10 protein-coding genes are annotated in these 11,760 nt (G+C 68.8%); 4 read left to right on the forward strand and 6 right to left on the reverse strand.

All coding sequences use genetic code 11. The features are described from left to right. The first annotated feature begins 279 nt into the window (after positions 1-279). A complete protein-coding gene (locus ABZ906_RS12795) occupies positions 280-1,311 on the forward strand; it encodes an arabinan endo-1,5-alpha-L-arabinosidase (protein WP_361381116.1) in 1,032 nt (343 codons plus the stop codon). Positions 1,312-1,328: 17 nt separating this feature from the next. Here the strand turns inward: ABZ906_RS12795 and ABZ906_RS12800 are convergent, their stop codons facing one another. The 4 genes from ABZ906_RS12800 to ABZ906_RS12815 are packed head-to-tail and all read right to left on the reverse strand — an operon-like array spanning position 1,329 to position 6,037. Further along, the gene (locus ABZ906_RS12800; protein WP_361381119.1) at positions 1,329-2,846 is read right to left on the reverse strand and encodes an alpha-N-arabinofuranosidase; all 1,518 of its coding nucleotides are present in this window, start codon (positions 2,844-2,846) and stop codon (positions 1,329-1,331) included. 34 nt (positions 2,847-2,880) lie between these two features. Further along, complete coding sequence (locus tag ABZ906_RS12805) at positions 2,881-3,741, reverse strand: carbohydrate ABC transporter permease (protein ID WP_361183354.1); 861 nt, start codon at positions 3,739-3,741, stop codon at positions 2,881-2,883. Then, positions 3,738-4,685 (reverse strand): sugar ABC transporter permease, encoded by a 948-nt coding sequence (locus ABZ906_RS12810; RefSeq protein WP_361183356.1) that lies wholly within the window; start codon positions 4,683-4,685, stop codon positions 3,738-3,740. The genes ABZ906_RS12805 and ABZ906_RS12810 overlap by 4 nt, the downstream gene beginning before the upstream one ends. After that, complete coding sequence (locus tag ABZ906_RS12815) at positions 4,682-6,037, reverse strand: extracellular solute-binding protein (protein ID WP_361183358.1); 1,356 nt, start codon at positions 6,035-6,037, stop codon at positions 4,682-4,684. Before ABZ906_RS12815 ends, ABZ906_RS12810 begins: the two co-directional genes overlap by 4 nt. Before the next feature lie 262 nt (positions 6,038-6,299). On the opposite strand from ABZ906_RS12815, the gene ABZ906_RS12820 reads away from it, so the two are divergent. Next, positions 6,300-8,786, forward strand: coding sequence for an alpha-L-arabinofuranosidase C-terminal domain-containing protein (locus ABZ906_RS12820; protein ID WP_361381122.1), 2,487 nt, complete (start codon positions 6,300-6,302; stop codon positions 8,784-8,786). A gap of 94 nt (positions 8,787-8,880) precedes the next feature. Further along, complete coding sequence (locus tag ABZ906_RS12825; protein ID WP_361183361.1) at positions 8,881-9,378, forward strand: peptidylprolyl isomerase; 498 nt, start codon at positions 8,881-8,883, stop codon at positions 9,376-9,378. A 95-nt stretch (positions 9,379-9,473) separates the two neighbouring features. Here ABZ906_RS12825 and ABZ906_RS12830 read toward each other — a convergent pair whose 3' ends face one another. Further along, positions 9,474-10,082, reverse strand: coding sequence for a TetR/AcrR family transcriptional regulator (locus tag ABZ906_RS12830; RefSeq protein WP_361381125.1), 609 nt, complete (start codon positions 10,080-10,082; stop codon positions 9,474-9,476). A gap of 96 nt (positions 10,083-10,178) precedes the next feature. Between ABZ906_RS12830 and ABZ906_RS12835 the strand changes: the two genes are divergently transcribed. After that, positions 10,179-10,928, forward strand: coding sequence for an SDR family oxidoreductase (locus tag ABZ906_RS12835; protein ID WP_361381129.1), 750 nt, complete (start codon positions 10,179-10,181; stop codon positions 10,926-10,928). A 46-nt stretch (positions 10,929-10,974) separates the two neighbouring features. On the opposite strand, the gene ABZ906_RS12840 is transcribed toward ABZ906_RS12835, so the two are convergent. Next, positions 10,975-11,628, reverse strand: a complete 654-nt coding sequence (locus tag ABZ906_RS12840) for a ThuA domain-containing protein (RefSeq protein ID WP_361381132.1) — start codon at positions 11,626-11,628, stop codon at positions 10,975-10,977. Positions 11,629-11,760 lie beyond the last annotated feature (132 nt).

Consider the following 11,760-nt stretch of genomic DNA (forward strand, 5'->3'; position numbering starts at 1 on the left):
TCGGCTCGGGGAACGGGAGCACCAGCGGGAGAGCAGCGGGAGCAGCAATGGGAGCGCTCCCAAAGTTCAACCGAATCGCCTTGATGTCAAGAGGTCGCACACGAAAGGGAGTTGTCGAATGAATTCGACGGCGCCGATCCGGAGAATCCGGGAAATATCGAAAACACGCCAACCTTTCTGTTCCCGGCGGCGACTTCCTGCCGGCTGCGCCTCGCGGTAACGACCCCGCGGGGCCCCTTTGTATCCCGTGGTTGAGCCCCCGCCCCCAAGGAGACAGGAATGAGCCGCACTCGTCACCGCACTCCCCACCGCACGCCCGACCGCACTTCCAGCCGCACCCCCACCGCTTTCCGGCGCAGAGCCCTCGTCGCGCTGCCCGCCGCCGCCCTGCTCGCCCTCGTCCCGAGCAGCGCCACCGCCTACCCCAACCCCGGCCGGGTCACCGGGGACATCGTCGTGCACGACCCGACCTTGGCCCGCACCGCGTCGGGCAAGTACCTGCTCTACTCGACCGGCGACGGCCTGCAACTGCGCACCTCCGCCGACCGGATCGCCTTCGGCCGCAACGGCTCGGCCTTCCCCACCCGGCCGAGCTGGTGGAACAACTACAACTCCACCGGAGACGTCTGGGCGCCCGACATCTCGTACCACGGCGGCAAGTACCTGATGTACTACTCCGTCTCGTCGTTCGGCTCCAACAAGTCGGCCATCGGCCTGGCGGGCTCCCCCACCGGCGAGCCCGGCTCCTGGACCGACTATGGCGCCGTGTACACCTCGACCACGTCCAGCGACTACAACGCCATCGACCCGAACCTCTTCGTGGACGACGACGGCAAGTGGTGGCTCTCCTTCGGCTCCTGGTGGACCGGGATCAAGATGATCCGGATCGACCCCTCGACGGGCAAGCAGTACGCGGGCGACACCGCCCGGCGTTCCCTCGCCTCGCGCCCCACCGGCACCAAGGCCGTCGAAGCGCCCTACATCGTCAAACGCAACGGCTACTACTACCTCTTCGCCTCGTACGACACGTGCTGCGCGGGCACCGGCTCCACGTACAAGATCAAGGTGGGCCGCTCCACCGGTGTCACCGGGCCCTACGTCGACAAGAACGGCGTCGGCATGATGAACAACGGCGGGACCCCGGTCCAGGAGAGCCACGGCCACTACATCGGCCCCGGCGGCCAGTCGGTCATGAAGGACACCGACGGCGACCTGCTCGTCTACCACTACTACGACGGCCAGGACAACGGCACCCCGAAGCTCGGCGTCAACCTCCTGAACTGGAGCTCCGGGTGGCCCGTCGCCTACTGAACCGGGGCGGCAGGGACTCAGCCCAGCCGGATCACGTTCCATGACAGCGGCTCCAGGACGGCACTCAACGTGCCGTCCTGGAGTGCCGTGCCGCTCACGCCGTGCGGGGTGACGCGCTCCGGTTCCGCGAGGGTGTTGCGGGCGTCCGGGTCCGCGTCGGACAGCGCGCTGTGTTCGATGACCTCGGTCAACTCCATCTCTTGGAGCGCGACTTCGAGCGAGAGATCCTCGCTCTGGCTGCGGTTGACGGCGAAGACGGTGACGGTGCCGTCGTCGGCGCGGACGGCTGTCGCGTGCAGCAGGGGCACCTCGCCGAACTTCCGCGTCGCGTGCGCGGGTGAGTCCACGCGTACGTCGAGGACCTGACCGCGGCCGTACCGCGAGGCCTGCGCGAAGGGGAAGAAGGACGTCTGCCGCCAGGCGGGGCCGCCCGGCTCGGTCAGGATCGGCGCGATCACGTTGACCAGCTGCGCCAGGCAGGCGACGGCCACCCGGTCCGCGTGCCGCAGCAGCGCGATCAGGAGCGAGCCGACGACGACCGCGTCCGTGACGGTGTAGTTGTCCTCCAGGAGCCGTGGCGCCTCGGGCCAGTCGCGCAGGCTCTCCTCGACCTCGGGGTGCGGCCGGGACTGGTACCAGACGTTCCACTCGTCGAAGGACAGGTTGATCTTCTTCTTGGACTTCAGGCGGGCGCCCACGTGGTCGCAGGTGGCGACGACGTTCTCGATGAAGGATTCCATGTCGACGGCGGAGGCGAGGAAGGAGTCCCGGTCGCCGTCGGTCTCTTCGTAGTAGGCGTGCAGGGAGATGTGGTCGACGAGGTCGTAGGTCTCGGTCAGGACCGTGGCCTCCCACGCGGCGAAGGTCTCCATGGCCTGGCCCGAGCTGCCGCAGGCGACGAGCTCCACGCCCGGGTCGATCTGGCGCATCGCGCGGGCGGTCTCCGCCGCGAGGCGCCCGTACTCCTCGGCGGTCTTGTGGCCGGTCTGCCACGGCCCGTCCATCTCGTTGCCCAGGCACCACAGGCGGATGCCGAAGGGGCTTTTGTCGCCGTGTGCCACGCGCAAGTCCGACCATGCGGTGCCGGAGGGGTGGTTGGCGTACTCCTGGAGGTCCAGGGCCTCTTCGACGCCGCGTGTGCCGAGGTTCACCGCCATCATCGGTTCGGCCTGCGGGCCGATCTTGCGCAGGAAGGCGATGTACTCGGAGAGCCCGAAGCGGTTGGTCTCCGTGGAGTGCCAGGCCGGGTCCAGGCGGCGCGGACGCTCCTCGGCGGGCCCGACGGAGTCCTCCCATTTGTAGCCCGAGACGAAGTTGCCTCCGGGGTAGCGCACGGCCGTCACGCCGAGTTCGCGGATCAGGCCGAGCACGTCGGTGCGCAGCCCCGCCTCGTCGGCCGAGGGGTGGCCCGGTTCATAGATGCCGGTATACACGCACCGGCCCAGGTGCTCGACGAAGGAGCCGAAGAGCCTGGGGTCGACATCGCCGACGGCGAAGGCGGGATCGAGCGTGAAGCGGGCGGAGCGGGGAGCCATGGAGAGCCTTTCGACAGAGCGTCCGGGCGGGGTGCTACTGGCCGGCCAGGCCCGTGTGGGCCACGCCGCTGATGATCTGCCGCTGGAAGAAGACGAAGACGACGACGAGGGGCAGGCCCGCCATCAGGCCGCCCGCCATGAGCTGCGCCCACTGGATGCCGTAGGAGTTCATGACGGTCGCGATGCCGTTCGGCATGGTCATCAGGTCGGGGTTGTTGGTCACCATGTAGGGCCACAGGAAGTTGTTCCAGGACGCGATGAACGTGAAGATCCCGACGGCCGAGAGCGAGGGCCTGGAGAGCGGCAGGACGATGGTGAAGAAGACCCGCCAGCGTCCGGCGCCGTCGATGTGGGCGGCCTCCTCCAGTTCGTGCGGGATCGACTGGAAGAACTTGTAGAGGATGTAGACCATCGCGGCGGGCGCGCACTGCGGCAGGATCATGCCCCAGTAGGTGTCGACCATCCCCATGGACTGGACGGTCGTGAAGAGCGGGACGCCGAGCACGGCGGGCGACACCATCAGACCGGCCATCACCAGGCCGAGCAGCGCGTTCTTGCCCCGGAACTCGGTGCGCGCGAAGCCGTAGCCCGCGAGGGCGCTGACGAGCACCACGATGAAGGTGACGCAGACCGAGACGACGAAGGAGTTCACGAACCAGTTGGTGATGTTGCCGGTCTCGAAGAGCGCCTTCCACGCCTGGCCGGTCCACTCTTCGGGCACCCAGTGGGTGGGCACCTCGACGGCCTCGGTCTCCGACTTCAGGGACGTGAACAGGGCCCACAGGAGCGGCGTCATCCAGAGCGCGGAGACGACGGCACCGAGCGCGGTGAGCACGATCTGGCTCGGGGTCCACTTCTTCTTGCGATTCTGGGGTACGTCGACGGCGGCGCTCATCGGGCGCCCTCCTCACGCTTGCGCAGGAGCCACATCCGGCCGAGGGCGACGGCCGCGATGAGCACGAAGAAGATGATGGAGATCGCGGAGGCGTAGCCCACGCGGTAGGCGGTGAAGCCCTCTTCGAGGGTGTACTGCACGAAGGTCCGGGTGCTTTCCTCCGGTCCCGGGCCGAAGTCCTGCATCACCACGGCCTGGTCGAAGACCTGGAGCGAGGCGAGGATCTGGAGGGTGATCACGAGGCCGGTGATGTTGCGCAGCATCGGCAGGGTGATGTGCACGAGACGGTGCCAGGCGTTCGCGCCGTCGAGCGCGGCGGCCTCGTACAGATGCTGCGGGATGTTCTGCAGCGCCGCGAGGAAGAGCAGGAAGCTGAAGCCGACCGTCCACCACAGGGTGGTGATCACGACGGCGAGCAGGGCCGTGGACTTCTGGGTCAGCCAGGGCGTGTCGAGGCCGAAGACATGGTTGATCATGCCGGTGGCCGGGTTGAACAGCCACTGCCACAGATTGCCCGCGACCGTCGACGGCAGCAGGAACGGGGCGAAGAAGCAGAGCCGCCAGAGCCATTTCGCGCGCTCGATGTGGTGGGCGAGCATCGCGAGGAGGAACGCGAGGACGACGATGCAGGGCACCACGAGCAGCGTGAAGTACGCGCTGTGGCCGAGGGCGTCCCACATGAGCGGGTTGTCGAAGGCCTCGCGGTAGTTGTCCAGGCCCACGAAGCGCTCGCCGGTGCCGGAGATGTTGGCGTCGGTGAAGCTCAGCCACAGGCCGCGGCCGATCGGCAGCAGCACGAACAGCGCGAACAGGACCAGGAACGGGGCGACGAACCAGCCGCCGTGCTGGAGGCGGCGGGTCAATCGCGCCCGGGGTGAATCGACGTCCGTCGCCGGGGCGTGGCGTACGGCGGCCGGGGCGACCGCGGTGTCGAGTGCGCTCACGCGGCGGACCCTCCCTCGGTGGCGGATCTGCCTTCCATCGGGTTCTTCATGGCGACCAGCTTTTCGAGTACGTCCTTCATGCGGCGGGCCGTGGCATCGGGCTTGGCGGAGCCGACGTTGGAGGAGGCGATGACGGGGCCGATGCGCTGGGCCAGGAGTCCGGTGGATCCCGCGAACCAGGCGGGCGGCTCGACCGCCATGTGGTCCATCGCCGAGACGTACTCCGACTGCGGTTCGAGCGAGAGGTACTTCTTGTCGTCGAGCGTCGGCAGATAGGCGGGGATGTGGCCGCCGCGCGCCCAGGCGGTGGCGTTCTTGACGACGTACGCGGCCAGTTGGTGCGCGCCCTCGTTGGTGGCGCCGCCGCGCTGCGACTGGTGCGGCAGGACGAAGCAGTGCGACTCGGTGTGGGTGGCGGGCTTGCCGAAGACGGCCGGCAGCGGGGTCGCGCCGTACTTGAGCTTCGCGCCGCTGAAGACCGGCACCGACCAGTTGCCTTCCCAGGTGAAGGCGGAGCCGTTGACGAAGGCCTCGCCGTCGGCGATGCCGATCGCGGTGGAGTAGCCGTCGGTCAGGTGCCGGCGCAGGAACTCAAGGACCTCGGTGGCCTTGTCGGTGTCGAGGGTGACGTCCCGGCCGTCGGCGCTGAGGCAGGTGCCGCCGAGCTGGGTGTAGAAGGACAGGAAGAACCACCAGGAGAAGTTCGGTTCGTCGGCCTTGATGCCGATGGTGTGGGCGGCCCCTGACTTGACCGCCTTCTTGGCGGCCTTGAGCGCCTTGAACCAGTCCTCGGGCGAGGTGACCTCCGCCAGGTCGCCGTCCGCGCCGAGCAGTCCCGCCTGTTCGCACACGTCCTTGCGGTAGAAACAGAGCTGGGCGTGGATGTCGAGGGGGACGCCGTACAGCTTGCCGTCGACCACGGCGCGCTTCCACAGCACCGGGTCGAAGTCGGCCTCGCGCACGCCGTACCGGGCGAGCAGCCGCACGTCCCAGGGGTCGAGCAGCCGGCCGGGCGCGAAGCCGGGGATCCGGCCCATGTGCATCACCGCGAGGTCGGGCGCGCGGTTGCCGGACGCCGCCATGGCGAGCTTGGTGTAGTACGGGTTGCCCCACTGGAGGGTCGAGTCCTTGACGTCGACGCGGGGGTTCGCGGCGCGGAAGGCGTCAAGCATCGCGATCATGTTGGCGCCGTCGCCGCCGGAGAACAGATTCCAGTAGCGGACCCGTACGTCCGCGTCCGACGCGAGCGCCGACGCGCTGCGATTCGCGGCGGCGAGTCCGAAGCTGCCCGCGACGGCGAGCGCTCCGACGGAGCCGAGAACACCTCGTCGGCTCGGCAGGGGTGGTGGCATTGCGGCTCACTTCTGTTCGATATTTCGAATGCTGCTCGCAACTTCGAACGGACCGTAAGGTCGGAGACGGGGCGCGTCAACGGTTCGGACAGAGTCGGCGGCGAAGTCCCAGGAATTTCATGGGAGTTGTTCGACATCACGAACCCCGGCGATCGCCTCGGCCACTTCCTGCGCAAGCCGTTGACGCGCCGCTCCCGGCTACCTAAGTTGCCGTTCGACCCACTGATCACCGTTCGATATACCGCACAGGACTGGGGTACGCATGGCACGCAGACGATGGAGACTCGGGCTGACCCTGGGAGCCCTGCTCGCCGGAACGCTCGCCGCGGGACCCACCGCCGCGGCCGAACCCACCGACTACACCATCGACGTCGACCCGACCCGCACCGGCGCGAAGATCGACGACTCGATGTACGGCGTCTTCTACGAGGACATCAACCGCGCGGCGGACGGCGGGCTCTACGCCGAACTCGTCCAGAACCGCTCGTTCGAGTACAGCACCGCGGACAACGCCGCCTACAAGCCGCTGACGTCGTGGGACACGTCGGGATCCGCCGAGGTGGTCGACGACGACGGCCGCCTCAACGCCCGCAACCGCAACTACCTGGCGCTGGGCGGAAGTTCGTCCGTCACCAACACCGGCTACAACACCGGTCTCGCGGTCACCAAGGGCAAGCGTTACGACTTCTCGGTCTGGGCCCGCACCGGCGGTGCGCGGAAGGCGCCGCTGACCATCGGCCTGCGCGACGCCTCGGGTGACCTCGCCCCGGCCCGCCGCGTCACCGCACGCGGCGGCTGGGCGAAGTACGAGACCACGTTCACCGCGTCACGCACCTCCGCCACCGGGCGGCTCACGGTCGCGTCGGACACCGCCCCCGTCTCGCTCGACGAGATCTCCCTCTTCCCCCGCGACACCTTCAAGGGCCGCGAGAACGGCCTGCGCAAGGACCTCGCCCAGAAGATCGCCGACCTGGACCCCGGCTTCCTGCGCTTCCCCGGCGGCTGTCTGGTCAACACCGGCTCCCACGAGGCGTACGACGAGAAGTCCGGCTGGCAGCGCAAGCGCTCCTACCAGTGGAAGGACACCATCGGCCCCGTCGAGCAGCGCGCCACCAACGCCAACTTCTGGGGATACAACCAGAGTTACGGACTCGGCTACTACGAGTACTTCCAGTTCGCCGAGGACACCGGCGCCATGCCGCTGCCCGTCGTGCCCGCCCTGGTGACCGGCTGCGGCCAGAACAAGGCCACCGACGACCCCGCCCTGCTGAAGCGGCACATCCAGGACACCCTGGACCTCATCGAGTTCGCCAACGGCCCCGCGACCAGCGAGTGGGGCAAGAAGCGGGCGGCGATGGGCCACCCCAAGCCCTTCCGCCTCACGCACCTGGAGGTCGGCAACGAGGAGAACCTCCCCGAGGAGTTCTTCGCCCGCTTCAAGGAGTTCCGCGCGGCCATCGAGGCGAAGTACCCGGACATCACCGTCATCTCCAACTCCGGCCCCGACGACAGCGGTTCGACCTTCGACAAGGCCTGGCAGCTCAACCGCGACGCGGACGTCGACATGGTCGACGAGCACTACTACAACAGCCCGCAGTGGTTCCTGGAGAACAACGACCGCTACGACTCCTACGACCGCGAGGGCCCCGAGGTCTTCCTCGGCGAGTACGCGTCGCAGGGCAACACGTTCTCCAACGCCCTGTCAGAAGCGGCCTTCATGACCGGCCTCGAACGCAACGCGGACGTCGTCAAGCTCGCCTCGTACGCCCCGCTGCTCGCCAACGAGGACTACGTGCAGTGGAAGCCGAACATGATCTGGTACGACAACGACCAGTCATGGGGCTCGGCCAACTACGAGACGCAGAAGCTCTTCATGCGCAACGTCGGCGACGAGGTCGTGCCCTCCACGGCATCCGGCACCCCCGCCACGTCCGGCCCCATCACCGGCGCCGTCGGCCTGTCCACCTGGGCGACCAGCGCCGCGTACGACGACGTGAAGGTCACCGGCGAGGACGGCAGGACGCTGTTCACCGACGACTTCTCCGCCGGTGACGGCCGGTGGAGCAGGGCGGCGGACAAGGGCACCTGGGCCGTCGAGGACGGGGCGTACGTCCAGTCCGACGAGGCGGCCGAGAACACCCTGGTCACGGCGGGCGACACGGGCTGGCAGAACTACGACCTGAACGTGAAGGCCACCAAGAAGTCCGGCAAGGAGGGCTTCCTGGTCGCCTTCGGCGTCAAGGACTCCGGCAACCACTACTGGTGGAACCTGGGCGGCTGGAACAACACGCAGTCGGCCGTCGAGAAGAGCGTCGACGGCGCGAAGCAGACCATGGTCCAGGACACGACGGCCATCGAGACGGGCCGCACCTACGACCTGCGCGTGGAGGTGCGCGGCCGCCAGGTCACGCTCTTCCTCGACGGCGAGAAGTGGGGTTCCTTCACGGACGACAAGCCCGCCGAGCCGTTCCGCCAGGTCGTCACCCGGGACAAGGCCACCGGCGACCTCATCGTGAAGGTCGTCAACGCGCAGGGCTCCGAGGCGCGCACCAAGATCGACCTCGGCCGGGGCGCACGGGTCGGGCGGTCCGCGAAGGTGACCACGCTGGCGGCCGACCCGGCCGCGGAGAACACGAAGGACGCGACCCCGGTCAAGCCGGTGACCTCGACGTTCAGGGGCGTGTCCGAGTCCTTCTCGTACACCTTCCCGGCGGACTCGATCACGTTCATGAGGATCAAGACCGACTGACCGGATGGCATCATGCCTGGTCAGCTCGGCTGTGAGCGAATTAGAGGGGGGTTCGGTTGGCAGGTGGGGACAGAGCAATGACAGGATGAGGACCATGACAATCAAGGCTTATTTCGACATCACCATCGACGGCAAGCCCGAGGGCCGCATCACGTTCAACCTCTTCGACGACGTCGTGCCGAAGACCGTGGAGAACTTCCGCGCGCTCGCCACCGGCGAGAAGGGCTTCGGTTACGCGGGCTCGTCGTTCCACCGCGTCATCCCGGAGTTCATGCTCCAGGGCGGCGACTTCACCGCCGGCAACGGCACCGGCGGCAAGAGCATCTACGGCGCGAAGTTCCCCGACGAGAACTTCCAGCTCAAGCACACCAAGCCGGGCCTGCTCTCGATGGCCAACGCGGGCCCCGACTCGAACGGCTCGCAGTTCTTCATCACGACGATCGTGACGAGCTGGCTCGACGGCAAGCACGTCGTGTTCGGTGAGGTCGCGGACGAGGAGAGCATGGCCCTCGTCAAGAAGATCGAGAGCTTCGGCTCGCAGTCCGGCGCCACCAAGGCCGAGGTCACCATCGCCGCCTCGGGCACGCTCTAAAGCGTCTGACGTGAGCCCCCGCCTCATCGAGGCGGGGGCTCACGCATGCGCGCCGGGCGCCGGCCCCGTCATCCGGTGCCGGGGTGCGGCGCCCGTCAGGCGGGCGGCCAGCTCCGCAGGGCCATGTCGGCCACCTGCCGCAGAGCGTCACGCGGGGCGCCGCTCGTGGCCTGGACGGCGATGCCGTTGGCCACGGTCATGAGGTAGCGGGCGAGGAGTCCGGGGTCGGTGTCCGGGGGCAAATCGCCTTCGTCGACGGCTCGCTCGAACCGCTCGCGCAGGTGATCGACGCCCTCGTTGCGCCAAGCGGTCAGGGCGTCGCGGGCGCCTCGCCCGGTGTCCCCCGCGGCGAGGGAACCCTGGACGCCGAGGCACCCGGAGGGGCAGTCGGGCCGGGTGGTGACCCGCACGCAGCCGTCGAGGAAAGCGGCGGCCACCTGCCGGGCGGTCGGTTCGCGCAGAGCCCGGGCCACATAGGAGGCGGGCCCCTCGGTATAGCGCTCGAGGGCCTTGCGGAACAGGGCCTCCTTGTTGCCGAAGGCCGCGTACATGCTGGTGCGGGTGATGCCCATCGCCTGAGTCAGGTCGGTGAGGCCTGCGCCCTCGTAGCCCCTCTCCCAGAACACACGCATGGCCCGCTCGAGGGCCTCCTCGGCGTCGAATCCCCTCGGCCGACCGATCGGCGCCTTCCGCTGCGTTCCCATGAGCTGCATCCTACTACTTCTGTACCGACCGGTCCCGAACCGTGTTACGGTCTCGTTCAGTACCGATCGATACATATCTTCGTGGAGGTCATTCGCATGGGACAGCTCGAAGGAAAGACAGCGGTCGTCACCGGCGGCGGTACCGGGATCGGCCTGGCGAGCGCCGCGCGCCTCGCGGCGGAGGGGGCGCACGTGTTCATCACCGGCCGGCGCGAGGCAGAACTGGACGCGGCCGTCGAGACCATCGGCGCGGCGAGCGTGACCGCGGTGGCGGGAGACATCGCGAACGCGGCGGACCTGGACCGGCTGTACGACGCGGTCCGCGCCCGCGGCCGGGGCCTGGACGTGGTCTTCGCGAACGCGGCGACCGCCTCGCTGGTACCGCTTGAAAAGATCACCGAGGAGGACTTCGACCACATCTTCGGCATCAACGTGCGGGGCACGCTGTTCACCGTCCAGAAGGCGCTGCCGCTGCTCAACGACGGCGCATCGGTGGTCCTCAACGCCTCCACGGCCGCCGACAACGGCGCGGAGGCGTTCGGCCTGTACGCGGCGTCCAAGGCCGCCGTCCGGACCTTCGCGCGGACCTGGGCCAACGAGCTCAAGGGTCGCGGCGTCCGGGTCAACGCCGTCTCGCCGGGCCCGGTCGACACCCCCGGGATCACGAATCTGTTCGGGGCCGAGAACGCGACCGACGTCCACGCGAAGCTCGCCACGGACACCGCGCTCGGCCGGATGGGCCGCCCCGAGGAGGTCGCGGCGGTCGTGGCGTTCCTCGCCTCCGACCAGAGCACCTTCACGCTCGGCGCCAACGTCTATGTGGACGGCGGCGAGAACCAGATCTGACGGTGAGAGCGACAGCCGCCTTCCTGCCTCTCGGGCGGGGAGGCGGCTAGCGCCCGGTCACGTAGCGCAGGGCTCCCTGGAGGTGGGCGCGGAAGTCCGGGTCCGCGTAGGCCTCGTCGGCGTGGCCGAGGGCCGTGTAGAACACCGGGCCGCCGCCGAGTTCGTGGCACCAGACCAGGGGGTGGTCGGTGCCCATACCTCCCCCTTCGTACGAGGATTCGTCGGCGGACGCCAGGACCCGGACGTCGCCGCGCGGCGAGGTCCGGAAGTCGTACCACTCGTCGGTGAACTCCCAGGTGGCGGGGAGGTGTTGGGTGGCGGGGTGTGCGTGGTCCTCGACGGTCAGACGGCCGGGCTGGTAGGCGGGGTGGCGGGCGAAGCGCGCGCCGAGCAGTTCGCCGTAGTACGGCCAGTCGTACTCGGTGCAGGCCGCGGCATGGACGCCCAGGAAGCCGCCGCCCGCCGAGCGGTGCGCCATCAGCGCGGCCCGTCCGGCGGGGGTGAGGACGTCGCCGCTGGTGGAGAGGAAGACGATCGCCGCGTAGCCGGACAGGTCCCGCTCGAAGGCGGCCGGGTCCTCGGTCGCGTCGGCACGGCAGCCGTCTTCTTCGGCGAGCTCGCGCAGGGCGGCGATTCCGGCGGGGATCGACGCGTGCCGGTAGGCGGTCGTTCGGCTGTAGATCAGCAGGCGGGGGCTCATGGAATCCGAGCGTAGAAGCCCGCGCCGGGCGGCGGCCGCAGTGACGTGAACGTCCCGGATGCGGCCGACCCCTCCCCCGCGCCGGGCACCCCGAGGTACCGTCGGCGGCAGCAGCCGTAAGCCGAACGATGT

This window comes from Streptomyces sp. NPDC046925 (genome assembly GCF_040644915.1).
Lineage (GTDB): Bacteria > Actinomycetota > Actinomycetes > Streptomycetales > Streptomycetaceae > Streptomyces.

Bases quoted from the DNA above. Each gene is read 5' to 3' on its own strand.
- ABZ906_RS12795 (WP_361381116.1), top strand. From the start codon at position 280: ATGAGCCGCACTCGTCACCGCACTCCCCACCGCACGCCCGACCGCACT.
- ABZ906_RS12800 (WP_361381119.1), bottom strand. From the start codon at position 2,846: ATGGCTCCCCGCTCCGCCCGCTTCACGCTCGATCCCGCCTTCGCCGTC.
- ABZ906_RS12805 (WP_361183354.1), bottom strand. From the start codon at position 3,741: ATGAGCGCCGCCGTCGACGTACCCCAGAATCGCAAGAAGAAGTGGACC.
- ABZ906_RS12815 (WP_361183358.1), bottom strand. From the start codon at position 6,037: ATGCCACCACCCCTGCCGAGCCGACGAGGTGTTCTCGGCTCCGTCGGA.
- ABZ906_RS12820 (WP_361381122.1), top strand. From the start codon at position 6,300: ATGGCACGCAGACGATGGAGACTCGGGCTGACCCTGGGAGCCCTGCTC.
- ABZ906_RS12825 (WP_361183361.1), top strand. From the start codon at position 8,881: ATGACAATCAAGGCTTATTTCGACATCACCATCGACGGCAAGCCCGAG.
- ABZ906_RS12830 (WP_361381125.1), bottom strand. From the start codon at position 10,082: ATGGGAACGCAGCGGAAGGCGCCGATCGGTCGGCCGAGGGGATTCGAC.
- ABZ906_RS12835 (WP_361381129.1), top strand. From the start codon at position 10,179: ATGGGACAGCTCGAAGGAAAGACAGCGGTCGTCACCGGCGGCGGTACC.
- ABZ906_RS12840 (WP_361381132.1), bottom strand. From the start codon at position 11,628: ATGAGCCCCCGCCTGCTGATCTACAGCCGAACGACCGCCTACCGGCAC.